The sequence below is a fragment of the Serratia sp. SA088 genome (assembly GCF_049065515.1).
Classification (GTDB): Bacteria; Pseudomonadota; Gammaproteobacteria; order Enterobacterales; family Enterobacteriaceae; genus Serratia; species Serratia nematodiphila.
Genome location: NZ_JBAKGW010000003.1, coordinates 304,631 through 324,975 on the forward strand (window position 1 = coordinate 304,631; position 20,345 = coordinate 324,975).

22 protein-coding genes are annotated in these 20,345 nt (G+C 63.6%); 19 read left to right on the forward strand and 3 right to left on the reverse strand.

Going from position 1 to position 20,345, the window contains the following annotated elements:
- Positions 1–4 precede the first annotated feature (4 nt).
- A complete protein-coding gene (locus ACOWVD_RS10195) occupies positions 5–802 on the forward strand; it encodes a molybdenum cofactor biosynthesis F family protein (protein ID WP_164095930.1) in 798 nt (265 codons plus the stop codon).
- A gap of 4 nt (positions 803–806) precedes the next feature.
- A complete protein-coding gene (locus tag ACOWVD_RS10200) occupies positions 807–1,598 on the forward strand; it encodes an SDR family oxidoreductase (protein ID WP_049239756.1) in 792 nt (263 codons plus the stop codon).
- Positions 1,599–1,702: 104 nt separating this feature from the next.
- Here ACOWVD_RS10200 and hpaR read toward each other — a convergent pair whose 3' ends face one another.
- Entirely contained in the window at positions 1,703–2,155 is a 453-nt protein-coding gene (hpaR, locus tag ACOWVD_RS10205) for a homoprotocatechuate degradation operon regulator HpaR (RefSeq protein ID WP_004933183.1), read from the reverse strand.
- A 326-nt stretch (positions 2,156–2,481) separates the two neighbouring features.
- On the opposite strand from hpaR, the gene ACOWVD_RS10210 reads away from it, so the two are divergent.
- The 11 genes from ACOWVD_RS10210 (at position 2,482) to hpaC (ending at position 13,140) form a co-directional block, all read left to right on the forward strand.
- Positions 2,482–3,114: a fumarylacetoacetate hydrolase family protein gene (locus tag ACOWVD_RS10210; RefSeq protein WP_044029749.1), complete on the forward strand. Its 633-nt coding sequence runs from the start codon at positions 2,482–2,484 to the stop codon at positions 3,112–3,114.
- Positions 3,111–3,875, forward strand: a complete 765-nt coding sequence (locus ACOWVD_RS10215; protein ID WP_004933177.1) for a fumarylacetoacetate hydrolase family protein — start codon at positions 3,111–3,113, stop codon at positions 3,873–3,875. Before ACOWVD_RS10210 ends, ACOWVD_RS10215 begins: the two co-directional genes overlap by 4 nt.
- Positions 3,872–5,326, forward strand: coding sequence for a 5-carboxymethyl-2-hydroxymuconate semialdehyde dehydrogenase (hpaE, locus tag ACOWVD_RS10220; RefSeq protein ID WP_033631722.1), 1,455 nt, complete (start codon positions 3,872–3,874; stop codon positions 5,324–5,326). The genes ACOWVD_RS10215 and hpaE overlap by 4 nt, the downstream gene beginning before the upstream one ends.
- Before the next feature lie 37 nt (positions 5,327–5,363).
- Entirely contained in the window at positions 5,364–6,437 is a 1,074-nt protein-coding gene (hpaD, locus tag ACOWVD_RS10225) for a 3,4-dihydroxyphenylacetate 2,3-dioxygenase (protein ID WP_004933173.1), read from the forward strand.
- A gap of 50 nt (positions 6,438–6,487) precedes the next feature.
- Positions 6,488–6,874: a 5-carboxymethyl-2-hydroxymuconate Delta-isomerase gene (locus tag ACOWVD_RS10230; protein ID WP_004933172.1), complete on the forward strand. Its 387-nt coding sequence runs from the start codon at positions 6,488–6,490 to the stop codon at positions 6,872–6,874.
- Between the two features lie 14 nt (positions 6,875–6,888).
- Positions 6,889–7,692 (forward strand): 2-oxo-hept-4-ene-1,7-dioate hydratase, encoded by an 804-nt coding sequence (gene hpaH, locus ACOWVD_RS10235; protein WP_015376538.1) that lies wholly within the window; start codon positions 6,889–6,891, stop codon positions 7,690–7,692.
- A 76-nt stretch (positions 7,693–7,768) separates the two neighbouring features.
- Positions 7,769–8,563: a 4-hydroxy-2-oxoheptanedioate aldolase gene (gene hpaI, locus ACOWVD_RS10240; protein ID WP_033631724.1), complete on the forward strand. Its 795-nt coding sequence runs from the start codon at positions 7,769–7,771 to the stop codon at positions 8,561–8,563.
- A 3-nt stretch (positions 8,564–8,566) separates the two neighbouring features.
- The gene (gene hpaX / locus ACOWVD_RS10245) at positions 8,567–9,937 is read left to right on the forward strand and encodes a 4-hydroxyphenylacetate permease (RefSeq protein ID WP_033631725.1); all 1,371 of its coding nucleotides are present in this window, start codon (positions 8,567–8,569) and stop codon (positions 9,935–9,937) included.
- Positions 9,938–9,971: 34 nt separating this feature from the next.
- Positions 9,972–10,868, forward strand: coding sequence for a 4-hydroxyphenylacetate catabolism regulatory protein HpaA (hpaA, locus tag ACOWVD_RS10250; RefSeq protein WP_004933161.1), 897 nt, complete (start codon positions 9,972–9,974; stop codon positions 10,866–10,868).
- A gap of 177 nt (positions 10,869–11,045) precedes the next feature.
- Positions 11,046–12,608, forward strand: coding sequence for a 4-hydroxyphenylacetate 3-monooxygenase, oxygenase component (hpaB, locus tag ACOWVD_RS10255; protein ID WP_004933158.1), 1,563 nt, complete (start codon positions 11,046–11,048; stop codon positions 12,606–12,608).
- 16 nt (positions 12,609–12,624) lie between these two features.
- The gene (hpaC, locus tag ACOWVD_RS10260) at positions 12,625–13,140 is read left to right on the forward strand and encodes a 4-hydroxyphenylacetate 3-monooxygenase, reductase component (protein WP_004933156.1); all 516 of its coding nucleotides are present in this window, start codon (positions 12,625–12,627) and stop codon (positions 13,138–13,140) included.
- 33 nt (positions 13,141–13,173) lie between these two features.
- On the opposite strand, the gene ampH is transcribed toward hpaC, so the two are convergent.
- Together ampH and ACOWVD_RS10270 are read right to left on the reverse strand one after the other, a co-directional pair.
- Positions 13,174–14,316, reverse strand: a complete 1,143-nt coding sequence (gene ampH, locus ACOWVD_RS10265; protein WP_015376541.1) for a D-alanyl-D-alanine-carboxypeptidase/endopeptidase AmpH — start codon at positions 14,314–14,316, stop codon at positions 13,174–13,176.
- Between the two features lie 126 nt (positions 14,317–14,442).
- Positions 14,443–15,201, reverse strand: coding sequence for a FadR/GntR family transcriptional regulator (locus ACOWVD_RS10270; protein ID WP_004933150.1), 759 nt, complete (start codon positions 15,199–15,201; stop codon positions 14,443–14,445).
- A gap of 235 nt (positions 15,202–15,436) precedes the next feature.
- On the opposite strand from ACOWVD_RS10270, the gene ACOWVD_RS10275 reads away from it, so the two are divergent.
- From ACOWVD_RS10275 to ACOWVD_RS10300, 6 genes are read left to right on the forward strand one after another with little or no spacing between them, the layout of a single operon-like run.
- A complete protein-coding gene (locus ACOWVD_RS10275; protein WP_004933147.1) occupies positions 15,437–16,177 on the forward strand; it encodes an SDR family oxidoreductase in 741 nt (246 codons plus the stop codon).
- Positions 16,178–16,202: 25 nt separating this feature from the next.
- A complete protein-coding gene (locus ACOWVD_RS10280) occupies positions 16,203–17,048 on the forward strand; it encodes a fumarylacetoacetate hydrolase family protein (RefSeq protein WP_049239759.1) in 846 nt (281 codons plus the stop codon).
- 14 nt (positions 17,049–17,062) lie between these two features.
- On the forward strand, positions 17,063–18,340 hold the full coding sequence (locus ACOWVD_RS10285) for an L-fuconate dehydratase (protein ID WP_075684789.1): 1,278 nt from the start codon (positions 17,063–17,065) through the stop codon (positions 18,338–18,340).
- A 14-nt stretch (positions 18,341–18,354) separates the two neighbouring features.
- A complete protein-coding gene (locus ACOWVD_RS10290) occupies positions 18,355–19,218 on the forward strand; it encodes an amidohydrolase family protein (protein WP_421105624.1) in 864 nt (287 codons plus the stop codon).
- Positions 19,196–19,972: an SDR family oxidoreductase gene (locus ACOWVD_RS10295; protein ID WP_421105625.1), complete on the forward strand. Its 777-nt coding sequence runs from the start codon at positions 19,196–19,198 to the stop codon at positions 19,970–19,972. The genes ACOWVD_RS10290 and ACOWVD_RS10295 overlap by 23 nt, the downstream gene beginning before the upstream one ends.
- A complete protein-coding gene (locus tag ACOWVD_RS10300) occupies positions 19,969–20,328 on the forward strand; it encodes an L-rhamnose mutarotase (protein ID WP_075684791.1) in 360 nt (119 codons plus the stop codon). Before ACOWVD_RS10295 ends, ACOWVD_RS10300 begins: the two co-directional genes overlap by 4 nt.
- The last annotated feature ends 17 nt before the right edge of the window (positions 20,329–20,345 follow it).

Sequence of the window (20,345 nt, forward strand, 5' to 3'; positions counted from 1 at the left end):
TTCCATGAGTTCAGAAGCGGTATTCATTCAGGTTGGCGCGCTGGCGGAAGGCTTTGCGCCGCACAGCAATACGCTGGAACGCCAGCACGGCCTGGCGGGCACCACGCTGACGCTGCGTTTCAGCGACGGCGCGACGCAACGTTGCCGGTTCAGCGACGCGCAGACGCTGGAGTGGGGGGAGCGGCGCGGCGTCGCCTATCGCGCGACCAGCATTCGTCCCGGTGTGCTGTTCATCGATTTTCTCGATCCCGCCCGCGCCAACGCCAGCATTACGCTGGTGTGCGACCGCAATCAGGGCAACTTCACCGCGGTGTACGGCCAACTGCCGGACGAAGCGCAGGCGCGGCTCGACGCCTTCAGCCGGGTGGAACAGGGGCTGCCGCTGACCGCGGTCGAGGCCGAATTCCGCTTCGGCACGCTGGATGACGCCGACGTGGCGCCGCCGGGCTTTACCGATGAGCTGATCGGCATGCGCAACATGTACACCTACAGCCCGACCGAACGTTACGAGCACATCTACCTGAACGATAACTTCTATGCCTGGCAGTGTCTGGACGGGGTGGAGAAAGGGCTGGCGGACGTCGACCGCTGCCACTACGTGAAGGTGGCGGAGCAGCTTTATCTGTTTGTCTGGCGCGAGAAGATCATTCCGACGCTGGGCGTGGTGATGATCGATCTGCAGGGCATGCGCACCGACGGCAAGATCCTCGGTTATCAGGGCAGCGATTTCAGCGCGCTGAGCAACTTTGCGGTGGGCGCCCACGCGCAGGTGCTCAACACCACGCGCCACCCGCGAGGATAGGCCGATGAGCGCAACCTATGCGGCCGACGCCTTCGCCGGGCAGGCGGTGCTGGTGACCGGCGGCGCGCAGGGCATCGGGCTGGCGATCGTCAGCGCCTTTGCCCGGCTGGGCGCCGAGGTGACGATCGCGGACGTGCAGCTGCCGCAGGCGCAGGCGGCGGCGCAAATGCTGCGGGACGAAGGGCTGAGCGTGCAGGCACTGGCTTGCGATCTGGCCGAGCCAGGGCAGATCGCCGAGCTGGTGGCGGCGGTAGGCGAGCGGCATCAACGGCTGGACGTGGTGATCCACAACGCCGCTTACTTTCCGCTGACGCCGTTCGCCGCCATCGACGCGGCCCTGCTGCAACGCACGCTGAGCGTTAATCTGATGGCGCCGTTCTTTCTGGCGCAGGCGGCGCTGCCGTGGATGCGCCGCGCCGGCGGCGGCAGCCTGCTGGTGACCTCGTCGGTGACCGGCCCGCGGGTGGCGTATCCGGGGCTGGCGCATTACGCCGCCTCCAAGGCCGGGGTAAACGGCTTTATTCGCGCGGCGGCGCTGGAGCTGGCGGCGGAGAACATTCGCGTCAACGGCGTGGAGCCGGGGATGATCCGCACGCCGGCGATGGCCAACCTGGGCGACGCGCAGGTGAATCAGGCGATCGCCGCCGCGGTGCCGCTCGGGCGGCTGGGGGAACCGGAAGACATCGCCGCGGCGATGGTGTTTCTCGCCTCGCCGGCAGCGGCCTATATCACCGGCCAGACGCTGGTGGTGGACGGCGGCGCGCTGTTGCCGGAAACGAATGCTCCGCTTGCTTGACGCAGCCACGCCCCCCAGTCGCTTACTTGAGTAAGCGACTGGGGATTTACGCCTTGGCCGCCTGGCTGCAACGCCAATTAATGTGAGAATTCCGGTGGGTTAAATCACTGCTTGGCGGGATGCGCGGTGACGTTGGCGGGCAGGCTGTCGCCCAGGGTGATCAGCTCGTCCAGCAGCGTCATCAGCTGGTCCATTTTCTGCCGCGAGAAAGCGGCTTCAATCTCGGCGTAGCCCTGTTCCACTTGGTGGCGCGCCACTTCATACAGATCCTGCCCCTGCTGGGTCAGCGACACGTACAGCTTGCGCTGATCGTTGACCGGCTTGAGGCGGAAGATCAGTTTGTCGCGCTCCATGCGCGACAGAATGCCGGTCAGGCTGGGGCGCAGGATACAGGTTTCCGCCGCCAGTTCGTGGAATTCTATCGAGCGGCTGTTGGCCAGCACGCGGATGATGCGCCACTGCTGCTCGGTGAGATTGTGGCTTTTCAGGATCGGGCGGAAGAACCCCATGGCGGTTTCACGCGCCTGCAGCAGGGCGATGGTTAACGATTCATGCATAAGTTTGGCCTTAGCTATCAAGGTGTTCGCTGTTACGGCGCTCGTCATGGGGGCGCCTGCCCCGCAAAGCCCGATTTGTTAATAACTTAATAGTAGCCAAAGTTACCCGCAGGGATAAAGCAAAAATGCGTGGCGCAGCGAAAAATGGCGAGAAAAATGATTAATACGTTGAATAATCACGCCAATGTTTGTTGTTTGTGAATATTTTGTTATCACGATCACAAATCATTCCAAGCGCGTTGCGTAAAAGCTGCGCAGCGTATAAAAGTAATCATTAATATATTAATGAATGCCGGTTGTCATGTTTTGCCATTGGAGGAGTTCGCATGAAAGGCACCGTATTTTCCGTTGCGCTGAACCACCGCAGCCAACTGGACGCCTGGGATCAGGCGTTTCACCAGCCGCCGTACCAGACCCCGCCCAAAACCCCGGTGTGGTTTATCAAACCGCGCAATACCCACCTCGCCAACGGCGGGGCGATCCCGTTTCCGGCCGGTGAAACCGTGCAGAGCGGCGGCACGCTGGCGGTGATCATCGGCGACACCGCGCGCAAGGTACCGGCGGCGCAGGTGAGCCGTTATCTGGCCGGTTACGCGTTGGCCAACGACGTCAGCCTGCCGGAGAGCAGCTTCTATCGCCCGGCGATCAAGGCCAAATGCCGCGACGGCTTCTGCCCGCTGGGTGAGATGGGCCAACTGGAGAATGCCGATCGGCTGGAGATCGTCACCGAGATCAACGGCGTGGAGCAGGATCGCTGGTCCACCGCCGATCTGGTGCGCTCGGTGCCGGAGCTGATCGCCGCCATCAGCGATTTCATCACCCTGCAGCCGGGCGATGCGGTGCTGATCGGCACCCCGCACCAGCGGGTGGCGATCAAACCGGGGGATGAGGTGACGGTGCGCGCCGCCGGCCTGCCCACTCTGAGCAACCGCGTCACCCAGGCAGGAGCCGCATCATGAAACATGCCCGTATTCGCCATCATGGCCAGATCGTCAACGTTCAGGTGGACGACCAGCTGCGCGTCACGTTGCCGAACGGCGAGGTGCTGCAGGAGCGCGAAGTGGAATGGCTGCCGCCGGCGCAGGGCACGGTGTTCGCCCTGGGGCTGAACTATGCCGACCACGCCAGCGAGCTGGAATTCAAAGCGCCGGAAGAGCCGCTGGTGTTCCTCAAGGCGCCGAACACCCTGACCGGCCATCGTCAGGTATCGGTGCGTCCGGCCGACGTGGAGTACATGCATTACGAAGCCGAGCTGGTGGCGGTGATCGGCAAGACCGCACGCAACGTCAGCCGCGAGCGCGCCATGGAGTATGTGGCGGGCTACACCCTGTGCAACGACTACGCCATCCGCGACTACCTGGAAAACTACTACCGGCCGAATCTGCGGGTGAAGAGCCGCGATACCCTGACGCCGATCGGGCCGTACATCGTCGATCGCGACGACGTCGCCGATCCGCACCGGCTGGCGCTCAGCACCTACGTCAACGGCGAGCTGCGCCAGCGCGGCAGTACCGCCGACATGATTTTCGACATTCCGTTCCTGATCGCCTACCTGAGCGAATTCATGACGCTGCAGCCGGGCGACATGATCGCCACCGGCACGCCGAAAGGGCTGGCCGACGTGCGGCCGGGCGACGAAGTGGTGGTGGAGATCGAAGGCATCGGCCGTTTGGTTAACCACATTATCAGTGAAAAAGATTACGAGGAGAGCCTACGATGAAAACCATCAACCACTGGATCAACGGCAAGAACGTCGCCAGCAAAGAGTATTTCACCACCACCAACCCGGCGAACGGCGAGGTGCTGGCGGAAGTGGCCTCCGGCGGCCAGCTGGAGATCGACCAGGCGGTGGCGGCCGCGAAAGAGGCTTTCCCCAAGTGGGCTAACACGCCGATGAAAGAGCGCGCGCGCCTGATGCGCCGTTTGGGTGAACTGATCGACCAGAACGTGCCGCAGATCGCCGAAATGGAAACCGCCGACACCGGCCTGCCGATCCATCAGACCAAAAACGTGCTGATCCCGCGCGCCTCGCACAACTTCGAATTCTTCGCCGAGGTGTGCCAGCAGATGAACGGCAAGACCTACCCGGTGGACGACAAGATGCTCAACTACACGCTGGTGCAGCCGGTGGGGGTCTGCGCGCTGGTGTCGCCGTGGAACGTGCCGTTCATGACCGCCACCTGGAAAACCGCGCCTTGCCTGGCGCTGGGCAACACGGCGGTGCTGAAAATGTCCGAACTGTCGCCGCTGAGCGCCGATCGCCTGGGCGAGCTGGCGCTGGAAGCCGGCATTCCGGCCGGGGTGCTGAACGTGGTGCAGGGCTACGGCGCCACCGCCGGCGACGCGCTGGTGCGCCATAAAGACGTGCGCGCGGTTTCGTTCACCGGCGGCACCGCCACCGGCCGCCGCATCATCGAAAGCGCCGGGCTGAAGAAATTCTCCATGGAGCTCGGCGGCAAGTCGCCGGTGCTGATCTTTGAAGACGCCGACATCGAGCGGGCGCTCGACGCCGCGCTGTTCACCATCTTCTCGATCAACGGCGAACGCTGCACCGCCGGTTCGCGCATCTTCATTCAGGAGAGCATCTACCCGGAATTCGTCAAACGTTTCGCCGAGCGCGCCAACCGTCTGCGCGTGGGCGATCCGCAAGATCCCAACACCCAGGTGGGGGCGCTGATCAGCCCGCAGCACTGGGAAAAAGTCTCCGGCTATATCCGCCTCGGGGTGGAGGAAGGGGCGACCCTGTTGGCCGGCGGCCCGGATAAACCGGCCGGCTTGAGCCATGGCAACTTCCTGCGCCCGACGGTGCTGGCGGATGTCGATAACCGGATGCGCGTGGCGCAGGAGGAGATCTTCGGGCCGGTGGCCTGCCTGCTGCCGTTCAAGTCGGAAGAAGACGGCCTGCGCATGGCCAACGACGTGGAGTACGGCCTGGCGTCGTACATCTGGACGCAGGATGTGAGCAAGGTTCTGCGCCTGGCCCGCGGCATCGAAGCCGGCATGGTTTTCGTCAACACCCAAAACGTGCGCGATCTGCGCCAACCGTTCGGCGGCGTGAAAGCCTCCGGCACCGGCCGCGAAGGCGGCGAATACAGCTTCGAAGTGTTCGCCGAAATGAAGAACGTGTGCATTTCCATGGGCGACCACCCGATCCCGAAATGGGGCGTCTGAGCCTCAGACCACAATAATAACGAGAGAGATGAGAACAATGACGACAAAACTGACCACTAATGCTGTCCCTGCTCCCGACGTCGTGCGCTGTGCCTACATGGAAATTCAGGTCACGAACCTTAAAGCCGCACGCGAATTTTACGTCGATATCCTCGGCCTGGTCGTGACCGCCGAAGATGACAAAACCCTCTACCTGCGTTCGATGGAGGAGTTCATTCACCATAACCTGGTGCTGCGTGAAGGCCCGGTGGCCGCCGTGGCGGCGTTTGCTTTCCGCGTGCGCACGCCGGAAGACGTCGATCGCGCCGAAGCGTATTTCAAGGCGCTTGGCTGCCGCACCGAGCGGCGGGTGAACGGGTTCGCCAAAGGCATCGGCGATGCGGTGCGGGTAGAAGATCCGCTCGGTTTCCCGTACGAATTTTTCTACGACGTGCAGCACGTCGAGCGTCTGGCCTGGCGTTACGATCTGTATACGCCGGGCGCGCTGGTGCGCCTCGATCACTTTAACCAAATCACCCCAGACGTGCCGCGCGCCGTGGAATATATCCAGGGGCTGGGCTTCCGCGTAACGGAAGACATCCGCGATGAAGACGGCGTGGTTTACGCCGCCTGGATGCGCCGTAAGGCGACGGTGCACGATACCGCGATGACCGGCGGCGCCGGGCCGCGCATGCACCACATCGCCTTCGCCACCCATGAAAAACACAACATTTTGGCCATCTGCGACAAACTCGGCGCGCTGCGCAAATCCGATTTGATCGAACGCGGCCCTGGCCGTCACGGCGTCTCCAACGCGTTCTATCTCTACCTGCGCGATCCCGATGGCCACCGCGTGGAAATCTACACGCAGGATTACTACACCGGCGATCCGGACAACCCGACCGTGACCTGGGACGTGCATGACAACCAGCGCCGCGACTGGTGGGGCAATCCGGTGGTGCCGAGCTGGTACACCGAAGGATCGCTGGTGCTGGATCTCGATGGGCAGCCGCAGCCGGTCATCGAACGCAGCGCGCCCAGCGAAATGGCCGTCACCATCGGCGCAGACGGTTTTTCCTATACCCGCGAGGGCGATACGGAAAAAGGTTTCAAACTTGGCAATACGCTGTAAATGCCGTTGCGCGGGCCTGGCCCGCGCATATTCGCCGTCTGGAGAACGCTATGCCCCATTTTTACGCTGAATGTACCGACAACATCCGCCGCGAGGCGGATTTGCCGACTCTGTTCGCCAAGGTCAACGAAGCGCTGGCGGCGACCGGCATCTTCCCGTTGGCCGGCGTGCGCAGCCGCGCCATCTGGCTCGACACCTGGCAGATGGCCGACGGCAAGCAGGATTACGCCTTCGTGCACATGACGCTGAAGATCGGCCACGGCCGCAGTCTGGAAAGCCGTCAGCAGGTGGGCGAGATGCTGTTTGCGCTGATCAAGGAACACTTCGCCGCGCTGATGGCGCAGCGTTACCTGGCGCTCTCTTTCACCATGGAAGAGCTGGATCCGGTGCTGAATTACAAACAGAACAATGTCCACGCGCTGTTCAACAAGGCGTGAAGAAGGGGGCGTAAATGCTGGATAAAGAGCAGGTTAACCGCGCCGTGCAGCGTCTGCATCAGGCGGAAAAGAGCCGTGAGCAGATCCGCGCGCTGTCGCTCGATCATCCCGAGATCACCATTGAAGACGCCTATGCCATTCAGCGGCAGTGGGTGGATCTGAAGATCGCCGAGGGGCGCACGCTCAAAGGCCACAAGATCGGCCTGACCTCGCGCGCCATGCAGGTGAGCTCGCAGATCACCGAGCCGGATTACGGCGCGCTGCTGGACGACATGTTCTTCAACGACGGCAGCGACATTCCGATCGATCGCTTTATCGTGCCGCGGGTGGAAGTGGAGCTGGCGTTCGTGCTGGCCAAGCCGCTGCGCGGGCCGAACTGCACGCTGTTCGACGTCTACAACGCCACCGACTACGTCATTCCGGCGCTGGAGATCATCGATGCGCGCAGCCACAACGTCGATCCCGAGACGCAGCGGCCGCGCAAGGTGTTCGACACCATCTCCGACAACGCCGCCAACGCCGGGGTGGTGATGGGCGGGCGGCCGATCAAGCCGGATGCGCTGGATCTGCGTTGGATCTCTGCGCTGCTGTACCGCAACGGCGTGATTGAAGAGTCCGGCGTGGCGGCGGCGGTGCTCAACCACCCGGCCAACGGCGTGGCCTGGCTGGCCAACAAGCTGGCGCCGTATGAGGTGGAGCTGGAAGCGGGGCAGGTGATCCTCGGCGGTTCCTTCACCCGGCCGGTGCCGGCGCGGCGCGGCGATACTTTCCACGTCGATTACGGCCCGATGGGCTGCATCAGCTGCCGCTTCGTCTAATAAGCCGGCTCGGCGAACCGAGCCGCAATAACCGGGTGGGGGCCAAGCGCCGCGCCCGCTTGTCAGGGAGAATGCGATGTTAACCAACCACTTCAAGCGGGCGCTGCAGGAAAAACGCCCGCAGATCGGGCTGTGGCTCGGGCTGTGCAGCAGCTACAGCGCCGAACTGTTGGCCGGCGCCGGTTTCGACTGGCTGCTGATCGACGGCGAACATGCGCCCAACAACGTGCAGACGGTGCTGGGGCAGCTGCAGGCGGTTGCGCCTTACCCCAGCCAGCCGGTGGTGCGGCCGCCGTGGAACGACGCGGTGATCATCAAGCAGTTGCTGGATGTCGGCGCGCAAACCTTATTGATCCCGATGATTCAGAACGCCGAACAGGCGCGCGACGCGGTGCGCGCCACGCGTTATCCGCCGCACGGCGTGCGCGGCGTCGGCAGCGCCCTGGCGCGCGCTTCGCGCTGGAACCGGGTGCCCGATTACCTGCAGCAGGCCGACGAGCAGATGTGCGTGCTGGTGCAGATTGAAACCCGCGAGGCGGTGAAAAACCTCGACGCCATTCTGCAGGTGGAAGGGGTGGACGGCGTGTTCATCGGCCCGGCGGATCTCAGCGCCGACATGGGCTTCGCCGGCAATCCGCAGCATCCGGAGGTACAGCGCACCATCGACGACGCCATCGCGCGCATCCGTGCCGCCGGCAAGGCGCCGGGCATTCTGATGGCCAACAAGGCGCTGGCGCAGCGCTATCTGGAAGCCGGCGCGCTGTTCGTCGCGGTAGGGGTAGACACCACCCTGCTGGCGCGGGCGGCGGAAGCCCTGGCGGACGAGTTCAAACAGGGCGGGGCGCAAGCGCCTTCATCGGGAGTCTACTGAACCATGAACCACGTCGATTCGCTGCCGCCGGCCAACCCGGCGCAGCAACATAAAGCGTTAACCGCCGCCGAGCAATCGGTGATTAAAAAGTTGTTTCGGCGCCTGATTATTTTCCTGTTCGTGCTGTTTGTTTTCTCTTTCCTCGACCGCATCAACATCGGCTTCGCCGGGCTGACGATGGGCAAAGATCTCGGCCTCAGCTCGACCATGTTCGGGCTGGCGGCGACGTTGTTCTATGTCACCTACGTGATCTTCGGCATTCCCAGCAACATGATGCTGAGCAGAGTCGGCGCGCGGCGCTGGATCGCCACCATCATGGTGCTGTGGGGCATCGCCTCCACCTGCACCATGTTCGCCACCGGACCCACCAGCCTGTACGTGCTGCGCATGATCGTCGGCATCACCGAGGCCGGCTTTCTGCCGGGCATTCTGGTGTACCTCACCTACTGGTTCCCGGCGTTCTACCGCGCCCGCGCCAACGCCTTGTTCATGATCGCCATGCCGGTGACCATGGCGATCGGCTCGCTGGTCTCCGGCTATATTCTGGCGCTGGACGGGGTGATGAACCTGAAGGGCTGGCAGTGGCTGTTCCTGCTGGAAGGCATTCCGTCGGTGCTGCTGGGCGTGGTGGTGTGGTTCTACCTCGACGACACGCCGGCTAAGGCCAAGTGGCTGACCGACGAGGAAAAAGCCAGCCTGAAGGCGATGATGGAGGCCGACAAGCTGCAGCTGGTGCAGCCCAACGGGCCGAGCAGCCACCGCGCGCTGCAGCAGCGCAGCCTGTGGCGCGAGATTTTCACGCCGATTGTGTTGATGTATACGCTGGCCTATTTCTGCCTGACCAACACCCTGAGCGCGATCAATATCTGGACGCCGCAGATCCTGCAGAGCTTCAACCAGGGCAGCAGCAACGTGACGATCGGCATTCTGGCGGCGATCCCGCAGATCTGCACCATCGCCGGCATGGTGTGGTGGAGCAAACGATCCGACCGGCTGCAGGAGCGCAAGCATCACACCGCGCTGCCGTACCTGTTCGCCGCCGCCGGCTGGCTGCTGGCGTCCGCCACCGATCACAGCCTGATCCAGCTGCTGGGGATCGTGATGGCGTCGGTCGGTTCCTTTACCGCCATGGCGATCTTCTGGACCACGCCGGATCAGTCGATCAGCCTGGAAGCGCGAGCGGTGGGGATCGCCGTGATCAACGCCACCGGCAACATCGGATCGGCGCTCAGCCCACTGCTGATCGGCTGGTTCAAGGATCTGACCGGCAGCTTCAACTCCGGGCTGTATTTCGTCTCGGCGCTGTTGATCGTCGGCGCCGTGCTGGTGTGGCGCATCCCGATGAAGGATTCGCGCCCGAGAGCGACGCCTTGATACGCAGACAGGCAGGATTGCAGGAGGTAATGAGGTGCGGAAAAGTACCGGTTTTATCGCCAACATCGATATTTGCAAAGAGTATGACGCGCGCTACGCCGCCGACGAGGTGCACTACGAAACCTTCGCCGGGCTGGCGGCATTCTTTGGCCGCGACATGCAGGTGCACTGGCACGACTGCTTCTTCCAGGTGCATTTTCTGGAGACCGGCAAGATAGAGCTGCAGCTCGACGATCAGCACTATTCGGTGCAGGCGCCGCTGTTCATCCTCACGCCGCCGTCGGTGCCGCATGCGTTCTTCACCGAACCGGACAGCGACGGCCACGTGCTGACGGTGCGTCAGGAGTTGATTTGGCCGCTGCTGGAGCGCCTGTACCCCGGCAGCAACCTGGCGCTCGACATGCCGGGCATCTGCCTGTCGCTGGCCGACGCGCCGCAGGAGCTGACGGCGCTCAGCCACTATTGGGCGCTGATCCGCCGCGAGTTCGCGCAGAACCTGGCCGGGCGTGAACAGACGCTGGCGCTGCTGGCGCAGGCGGTGTTCACGTTGCTGTTGCGCAATACCGCGCTGGAAGACAGCGCCAACAGCGGCGTGCGTGGCGAACTGCAGCTGTTCCAGCGCTTCAACAAGATGGTGGACGAGCGTTTTCGCGAGCACCTGCCGGTGCCGGAGTATGCGCAGGCGTTGGGGGTGACCGAATCGCGGCTCAACGATCTGTGTCGGCGCTTCGCCAACCGGCCGCCCAAGCGGCTGATCTTCGATCGATTGCTGCGCGAGGCCAAGCGCATGCTGCTGTTCAGCGCCTGCACGGTGCATGAAACCGCCTACAGCCTCGGCTTCAAGGATCCTGCCTATTTCGCCCGGTTTTTCAATCGGCTGGAAGGCTGTTCCCCCTCGACCTACCGCGCGGCGCAACACGCCCTTTCGTAACCGCGATCACAGTTTGCCGCGAAAGCGGCAAACTGACCTGAAAAGTACCGGCGATTGCCGCAAAAGTCTCTTCTCGAAACCGGCTTTGGCAGCTTCAATTAAGCAACCAAAAGAAACATTATTTTAACAAATGGCCGACTCCACGGCCTGAAAAATGCCGATGACGAGGAAGACCCGATGAAACCAGAAGACTTTCGTGCCGACAGCAAACGCCCGTTCACCGGCGCCGAATACCTGAAAAGTTTGCAGGACAGCCGCGAAATTTACATTTACGGCGAGCGCGTGAAAGACGTCACCACCCACCCGGCGTTCCGCAATGCGGCGGCCTCGGTCGGCCAGCTGTACGACGCGCTGCACGATCCGGCCAGCCAGGATCGCCTGTGCTGGAATACCGACACCGGCAACGGCGGCTACACCCACAAGTTCTTCCGCTATGCCCGCAGCCCGGAAGAGATGCGCCAGCAGCGTGACGCCATCGCCGACTGGTCGCGCCAAAGCTACGGCTGGATGGGGCGCACGCCGGATTATAAGGCGGCCTTCGGCTGCGCGCTGGGCGCTTATCCGGAGTTCTACGGCCAGTTCGCCGACAACGCGCGCCACTGGTACAAACGCATTCAGGAAACCGGGCTCTATTTCAACCACGCCATCGTCAATCCGCCGATCGACCGCCATAAGCCGGTCAACGAGGTGAAGGACGTCTACATTCAGGTGGAGAAAGAAACCGACGCCGGCATCATCGTCAGCGGCGCCAAAGTGGTGGCCACCAACTCGGCGTTGACCCACTACAACTTCATCGGTTTCGGTTCGGCGCAGGTGATGGGCGATAATCCGGACTTCGCGCTGATGTTCGTGGCGCCGATGGACGCCGAAGGGGTGAAGCTGATTTCGCGCGCCTCCTACGAGCTGGTGGCCGGCGCCACCGGTTCGCCGTTCGACTACCCGCTCACCAGCCGCTTCGACGAGAACGACGCCATCCTGATCATGGATCATGTGTTGATCCCGTGGGAAAACGTGCTGATCTACCGCGATTTCGACCGCTGCCGCCGCTGGAGCACCCAGGGCGGTTTCGCCCGGCTGTTCCCGCTGCAGGCCTGCGTGCGCCTGGCGGTGAAGATGGATTTCATCACCGCGCTGCTGCAAAAGAGCCTCTCGTGCACCGGCGTGCTGGAGTTCCGCGGCGTGCAGGCCGATCTGGGCGAAGTGGTGGCCTGGCGCAACCTGTTCTGGTCGCTGAGCGACGCGATGTGCGCCGAAGCCACGCAATGGGAAAACGGTGCCTACCTGCCGGATTCCGCCGCGCTGCAAACCTACCGGGTGATGGCGCCGATGGCCTACACCAAGGTGAAACACATCATCGAGAAGAACGTCACCAGCGGCCTGATCTACCTGCCGTCCAGCGTGCGCGACATGAACAATCCGGAGATCGACAAGTACCTGGCGCGCTACGTGCGCGGATCGGACGGCATGGATCACGTCGAACGCATCAAGATCCTCAAGCTGATGTGGGATGCGATCGGCAGCGAATTCGGCGGCCGTCACGAGCTGTATGAGATCAACTACGCCGGCAGCCAGGATGAGATCCGCCTGCAGTGCCTGCGCCACGCGCAGGGATCCGGCAACATGGATCGCATGATGCAGATGGTCGACAAGTGCCTGGCCGATTACGATCAGCATGGCTGGAAGGTGCCGCACCTGCGGAACAATGACGATATTAATCAGTTGGATAATCTGCTGAAGTAATTCAGGAGGAGGTTGTATGTCTCAGGAAAATGAACAGCGGCTGCGCTTTCGCGACGCGATGGCCAGCCTGTCGGCGGCGGTGAATATCGTCACCACCGACGGCCCGGCGGGGCGCTGCGGCATCACCGCCACGGCGGTGTGCTCGGTAACCGATACGCCGCCGACGCTGCTGGTGTGCATCAACCGCAACAGCGCGATGAACCCGGTATTTCAGGAAAATCGCAGGCTGTGCGTCAACGTGCTCAACCACGAACAGGAACTGATGGCGCGCCACTTCGCCGGCATGACCGGCGTCAGCATGGAAGATCGTTTCAGGCTGGAAGAGTGGCAGCTTGGCGCGTTGGGGCAGCCTGTATTGCGCAATACCCTGGCCAGCCTGGAAGGGGAGATCGAGCAGATCCAGAGCATCGGCACTCACCAGATGTACCTGGTGCAGATCAAGCAGATCGCGCTGAGCGAAGCCGGCAACGGCCTGATCTACTTCAAGCGCAACTTCCATTCGGTGATCCACCAGATGGCGGTGCCGGCCTGAGGCGTGGGGGCGCAGTTGGCTGCGCCCCTCATCTCAACTCTTGTTGGCCGCCAGATCGCTCACCAGGCGGTTGACCGGATCGCTCATGTTGGTGAACTTGCTCAGCTCCGAACGGGTCACCACCACGAACACCCCGACGTTTTTCGCCGGGATCATCGCCATGTAGGTAATGAATCCGCCGCCGCCGCCGGTCTTCTGAATGATGCCCGGCAGCCCGTCCTTCGGCGCCATATACACCCAGCCCAATCCCAATGCATCCGCTTGTCCCGGCACGTCCATGCCCTTCAGCGACACCAGATCGTGGCGCTGGAAGTACATGGTTTGCTCGCTGGCGGCGGTGGCTTTGCGCGGGCCGCTGGCGCTGGAGGAGAGGAACTGCTGCATCCAGCGCTGCATGTCGCGCGGGGTGGAGTAGACGCCGCCGCTGCCGGCCGCGGCGGTGGTGTCGCGACAGGCGCTCGGGCCGGCCGCCGCCACCATCAGGCGCGAGCACTGTTCGGGGCTCGGCGTCAACGTGGTGTCGACCATGCCGAGCGGCGCGGTGATTTTCTCTTTCAGCAGCGCGCTGTAAGGCTTGCCCGCGGCGCGCGAGAGCGCGTCGGCCAGCAGATCGTACGCCAGGTTGGAATACGCGGCGCGCACGCCCGGCGGCACCGTGACGTTGGCATGCGCCAGCCATTGCCAGCGCTGAGCCTTGGTCGGCCAGGTGAATACCGGCGTTTTCGGCGGCTTTTTGCCCGGCTGCTCGCGCGGCAACGCGCTGGTGTGGGTCGCCAGGTTTAATAACGTGATCGGCTGGCCGGCGTTGTAAGACGGCACATAGGCGCCCTTGGGAGCGTACTTGCGCAGCGGGTCGGTCAGCTTGACCTGGCCTGCCGCCGCCATTTTCACCATCACTTCGCTGGTCATCAGCTTGGTGATCGAGGCGATGCGGATCAGCGAATCCGGGCGCGGGCGCAGGTTGTTGCCGGGCTTGGTGTCGCCGAAGCTGCGGTTAACCACCTGATTGCCGTCGATCACCACCAGCGCCATGCCGGTGGCGCCGCTGTTGTAGAAAATATGTTCGGCATACTGGTCGACGATTTGCGAAGCCAGCTGCGGGGGCGCGGCCTGCACGGCCAGCGGCGCGGCGCACAGGCCCAGCGCCAGCAATAAAGCGGAGACAGAGTTCTTCAACGGTCGTTATCCATTTAACAATGCAGCGGGAAAGGGCGTAATCCATCGCCCAGTGTAATGCGCCCGCCCCCCCGCTGCATGTAGAAAAAAGAGCGGTGGTGATAAAATTTTTTAACCGCCGGCGGCTTACTGCGCGCGGGCGAAAATGGCGATCACTTCATCCAGGTGCGCCTTCATCGCTTTGCGGGCGCCGCGCACATCGCGCGCTTCGATCGCCGCCAGGATCGCCCGGTGTTCCAGCTCGGAGCGGTGCGGCATGTCGTCCGGCGTATAGTGGCGCTGCAGCACGCGGAACATGCTGCCGTAGCGGTGGCCGAGCAGATGGCCGATGATGAACGCGTAAGCCGGGTTGCCGCTGGCCTGGGCGATGCGGATGTGGAACAGCCGATCGCCGGGGTGGGTAGCGGAGCCGGCGCGGTTATCGCGGCAGTTCTGCTCATAGGCGGCGCGGATGCCCGCCAGCTCCTCGTCGGTGGCGTGGCGCGCGGCCAGCGCGGCGGTCTCCGGTTCAATCAGCAGGCGGGTTTGCAGCAGTGAAAACGGCGGCAGCTCGGCGTTGAAATCCAGCTCGATATTCAGTTCGTCGTCGATCTCCGCCCACTGGTTGCGGCCGGCCTGGGCCATCACCGACTCCTGCGACGCCGCCGGTGGCGTTTGCGAACGCACGATCACCCCGTTGCCCACTTTGACGTCCACCAGGCCGATCACTTCCAACGCGATCAGCGCCTCGCGCACCGATGCGCGGCTGACCTGCAATTGCTGGGCGAGATCGCGCTCCGAGGGCAGGCGGCTGCCAGGCGGAAATTCGTTATTCTCGATAAGACGTTTGAGCTGGTCGGCTATCTGTCTGTAAATCCTTGGGTTTTCCAGTCGGGTAATCGGCATTTTTGACCTTTGACGATTCGGCGTTCAGTGATTTGGCGCACAATTATGCGACAAGGCGCTTGAGTAATCGTTATTCAAGTGTAAAAAAATGGTTAATTGAAATGTGGTTTCAAGGCTGTTTTATTAACTTCTTCCCCCAACGATAACGCGTAAAGCGTCTTTTGTCATGTTAGAGGCCTGACCTTTAATCGCCCTTAGTGGCCTGACCATTAGACCTTTAGGCCGAGGAGTCAAGATGGATTTAACCGGGAAACGCGTACTGATCACCGCCGCCGGGCAAGGGATCGGTTTTACCACCGCCAGGCTGTTCGCCGCCGCCGGCGCCGAAGTGATCGCCAGCGACATCAACCTCGAGCGCCTGCAGGGCTGCGCCGGGATCCGCGCGCTGGCGCTGAACGTCACCGATCCGGCCGCCATCGCGGCGGCGGCGGAGGCGATCGGCCCGATCGATGTGCTGTTCAACTGCGCAGGCGTGGTGCACAGCGGATCGATCCTCGATTGCAGCGAAGATCAGTGGGCGTTCGCGCTCGATCTCAACGTGACCGCGATGTTCCGCATGATCCGCGCCTTCCTGCCGGGCATGTTGGCGCGCGGCAAAGGCTCGATCATCAACATGTCTTCGGTGGCCTCGAGCGTGAAAGGGGTGCCGAACCGCTTCGCCTACAGCGCCAGCAAGGCGGCGGTGATCGGCCTGACGCGCTCGGTGGCGGCGGATTACGTCACCCAGGGCATCCGCTGCAACGCCATTTGCCCCGGCACGGTGGAATCGCCGTCGCTGCGCCAGCGCATCAATGAGCAGGCGCGCGAACAGGGGCGCAGCGAGCAAGAGGTGTATCAGGCGTTCGTCGCCCGTCAGCCGATCGGGCGCATCGGCACCACCGAGGAGATCGCCCAGTTGGCGCTGTATCTGGCCTCCGACGCCAGTTCGTACACCACCGGCACGGTGCAGATCATCGACGGCGGCTGGAGCAACTGAGCCGCCATTTTTGAGAGAGGAACGCATGAAACTTTTACGTTACGGGGAACCCGGGCAAGAGCGCCCCGGCATGTTGGATGCGCAAGGTCGCCTGCGCGATCTGTCGCAGCATATCGCCGACGTGGGCGGCGCCGCGTTATTGCCGGCGTCGCTCGCCAAACTGCGCGCGCTGGACAGCGCCGCGTTGCCGTTGGTCGAGGGGCAGCCGCGCATTGGTGCCTGCGTCGGGGGCATCGGCAAGTTTATCTGCATCGGCCTGAATTACGCCGATCACGCGGCGGAGACCGGTGCGGCCATTCCTGAAGAACCGGTGGTGTTCAACAAATGGACCAGCGCGGTGGTCGGCCCCTACGACCGGGTGGAGATCCCGCGCGGCTCGCAGAAAACCGACTGGGAAGTGGAGCTGGGCGTGGTGATCGGCCTGGGCGGGCGCTACATCAGCGAAGCGGACGCGATGCGCCACGTCGCCGGTTATTGCGTGATCAACGACGTCTCTGAACGCGAATATCAAATTGAGCGCGGCGGCACCTGGGACAAGGGCAAAGGCTGCGACACCTTCGGGCCGATCGGCCCCTGGCTGGTGACCGCCGACGAAATTGCCGATCCGCACAGCCTGAACCTGTGGCTGGAGGTGGACGGCAAGCGCTATCAGGACGGCAACACCAGCACCATGATCTTCCGCATTCCGCAGATCGTCAGTTACCTCAGCCGCTTTATGAGCCTGCAGCCGGGCGACGTGATCTCCACCGGCACGCCGCCGGGCGTCGGCATGGGGCAGAAACCGCAGCCCATCTACCTGCGGGCGGGCCAGACGATGCGTCTGGGTATCGAAGGGCTGGGCGAACAGCGCCAGCAAACCGTACAGGCTTAACCGGGAGCGCCGCCATGACCACCATTACCGCACTGCGGGTTGAAGACATTCGTTTCCCCACCTCGTTGGGGCTGGACGGATCCGACGCCATGAATCCGGATCCCGACTATTCCGCCGCCTACGTGATCCTGGAGACCGATCGCGCGGATCTCAGCGGCCACGGGCTGACGTTCACCATCGGCCGCGGCAACGAGATCTGCTGCGCGGCGATCCGCGCGCTGGAACATCAGATCGTCGGCGAGCGGCTGGAGGATATCGCCGCCGACATGGGCGCCTTCTGGCGGCGCTTCACCAGCGACAGCCAGCTGCGCTGGATCGGACCGGACAAAGGCGCTATTCACCTGGCGACCGGCGCGGTGGTTAACGCGGTGTGGGATCTGTGGGCCAAATCGGTCGGCAAACCGGTGTGGCGGCTGGTGGCGGAGATGACGCCGGAGGAGCTGGTGCGCTGCATCGACTTCCGTTACATCACCGACTGCATCACGCCGCAGGAAGCGCTGGCGCTGCTCAAGCAGCGGGCCGAGGGCAAAGAACGCCGCCTGGAACGGCTGCTGCAGGAAGGGTATCCCTGCTACACCACTTCGGCAGGGTGGTTGGGTTATCCGGACGATAAGCTGCGCCGCCTGTGCCAGGAGGCGGTCGACGCCGGTTTCTCCTACCTGAAGCTGAAGGTTGGGCGCGATCTGGAAGACGACATTCGCCGGGTGCGCATCGCCCGTGAGGTGATCGGCCCGGATCGCCGGCTGATGATCGACGCCAACCAGGTGTGGGAAGTCGATGAAGCCATTCCGTGGGTGAAACATCTGGCGTTCGCCAAACCCTGGTTTATCGAAGAGCCGACCAGCCCGGACGACGTGGAAGGGCATCGCCGCATCCGCGAAGGGGTGGTGCCGGTCAAGGTGGCTACCGGCGAGATGTGCCAGAACCGCATCATGTTCAAGCAGTTCATCATGCGCGGCGCGGTGGACGTGGTGCAGATCGACGCCTGTCGCCTCGGCGGCGTCAACGAAGTGCTGGCGGTGATGCTGATGGCGGCCAAATACCAGCTGCCAGTCTGCCCGCACGCCGGCGGCGTCGGGCTGTGCGAATACGTGCAGCACCTGTCGATGATCGACTACCTGTGCATCGCCGGCACCCACGAGGGCCGGGTGATCGAGTACGTCGATCATTTGCATGAGCACTTTGTCGATCCCTGCGTGATCAACGGCGCGGCCTACATGCCGCCGAGCCGGCCCGGTTACTCGATCGAGATGCATCCGTCGTCGATCGAGCAATACCGGTTCCGCGGGTGAAGCGGGAGGATCGCATGCCGCGCATCGACGCTCACCAGCACTACTGGCGCTACCACCCGCAGCATTACCCGTGGATCGACGAGCGGATGCGCGTGCTGCGACAGGATTTTGGGCCGGCCCGGCTGCGGCCGCTGTTGCAGGCGCACGGTTTCGACGGCGCGCTGGCGGTGCAGGCGCGCCCCAGCGAGGAAGAGACGCTGGCCTTGCTGGCGCTGGCTGAGCGGAGCGAGGGCGTATGCGGTGTGGTGGGCTGGCTGGATATCGCTTCGCCACAGCTGGCGCAGCGTCTGGAGGCCTGGCGGCCTTATCGCGCGCTGCGCGGGGTGCGCCATCAGGTGCAGGACGAAGCGGATCCGGCGGCCTGGCTGGCGCGGCCGGAGGTGGAACGCGGCATGCAAACGCTGCAGCGCGCCGGGTATGTGTACGAGATCCTGGTGACGCACCGGCATCTGGCGGCCGCGGCGGCGCTCGCCGCCCGCCATGACGAGCACTGGCTGGTGCTGGATCACCTCGGCAAGCCGGACATCGCCCGCGGCGCGCGGCACTGGGCGCAGCAAATCCGGCCGCTGGCGGCATTGCCGCACGTGGCTTGCAAGCTCTCGGGACTGATCACCGAGGCGCCGGGCGGGCGGTGGCGGGCGGAGGAGCTGCTGCCGTTCTTCGACGCCGCGCTGGAGGCTTTCGGCCCGCAGCGGCTGATGTTCGGCTCCGACTGGCCGGTGTGCCTGTTGGCCGGCGACTACCGCCAGGTGGTGCAACTGTGCGAACAGGCGCTGTCGACGCTGGGGGCCGCCGAGCAGGTGGCGATTTGGGGCGGCACCGCCTGGCGAATTTACGGTTTAACGGAGTCTGGTTATGGATCTGTATCTGCAAGATAAGGTGGTGTTGGTTACCGGCGGCGGTTCCGGCATTGGCGCGGCGATTGCTCATGTGCTGGCCGAGGAAGGGGCGATCCCGGTGCTGGTCACTAACGCCGCGCCGGAGGCGGCGCTGCTGGCCGATTTGCAGCGGCTGCAGCCGCGCACCGAGGTGATCCTCACCGAATTGTGCGACGAGGCGGCCTGCCGCCGGGCGGTCAGCCATACGCTGGCGACCTTCGGCCGCATCGACGGGCTGGTGAATAACGCCGGGGTCAATGACGGCGTCGGGCTGGATGCGGGGCGCGAGGCGTTCGTCGGCTCGCTGGAAAAGAACCTGGTGCACTACTACCTGATGGCGCACCTGTGCCAGGCGGCGCTGCGGGAGAGCCGGGGCGCCATCGTCAACATCGCTTCCAAGACCGCGCTCAGCGGCCAGGGGGGCACCAGCGGTTACACCGCCGCTAAGGGCGCGGTGCTGGCGCTGACGCGCGAATGGGCGGTATCGCTGCGCCATGACGGGGTGCGGGTGAACGCGGTGGTGCCGGCGGAGGTGATCACCCCGCAGTACCAGCGCTGGCTCAACACCTTCGCCGAGCCGCAGCGGCAGATGGAGAAAATCACCGCGCGCATCCCGTTCGGGCAACGCATGACCACGCCGCAGGAGATCGCCGACACCGTGGCGTTTCTGCTGTCGTCGCGGTCATCGCACACCACCGGGCAGTGGCTGTCGGTGGACGGCGGCTACCTGCATCTCGATCGGGCGCTGACGTGAGCGGCGCGGCGACAGGGCGGCGCCGTTTCTGCCAGGCGCTCGATCTGATTGACTCACCGGCGCTGATTGCGGAGTACCAGCAGCATCATCAGCGCATTTGGCCGGGCATCGCCGCGCATTTGCGCGAGCACGGCATTCTGGACATGGAGATTTACCGGTTGGGCACCCGGCTGTTCATGATTGTGGAGGTCAGCGCCGATTTCGACGCCGCGCGTTTTGACGCCGCCAGCCTGAACAACCCCGAAGTACAGCGATGGGAAGCGCTGATGTGGCACTACCAGGCCGCCACCCCCTGGACGCCGCAGGGCGAAAAATGGGTGGAAATGGCGCGGATTTTCTCTCTGCAACAGCAATAACGCCAACATCATCATCG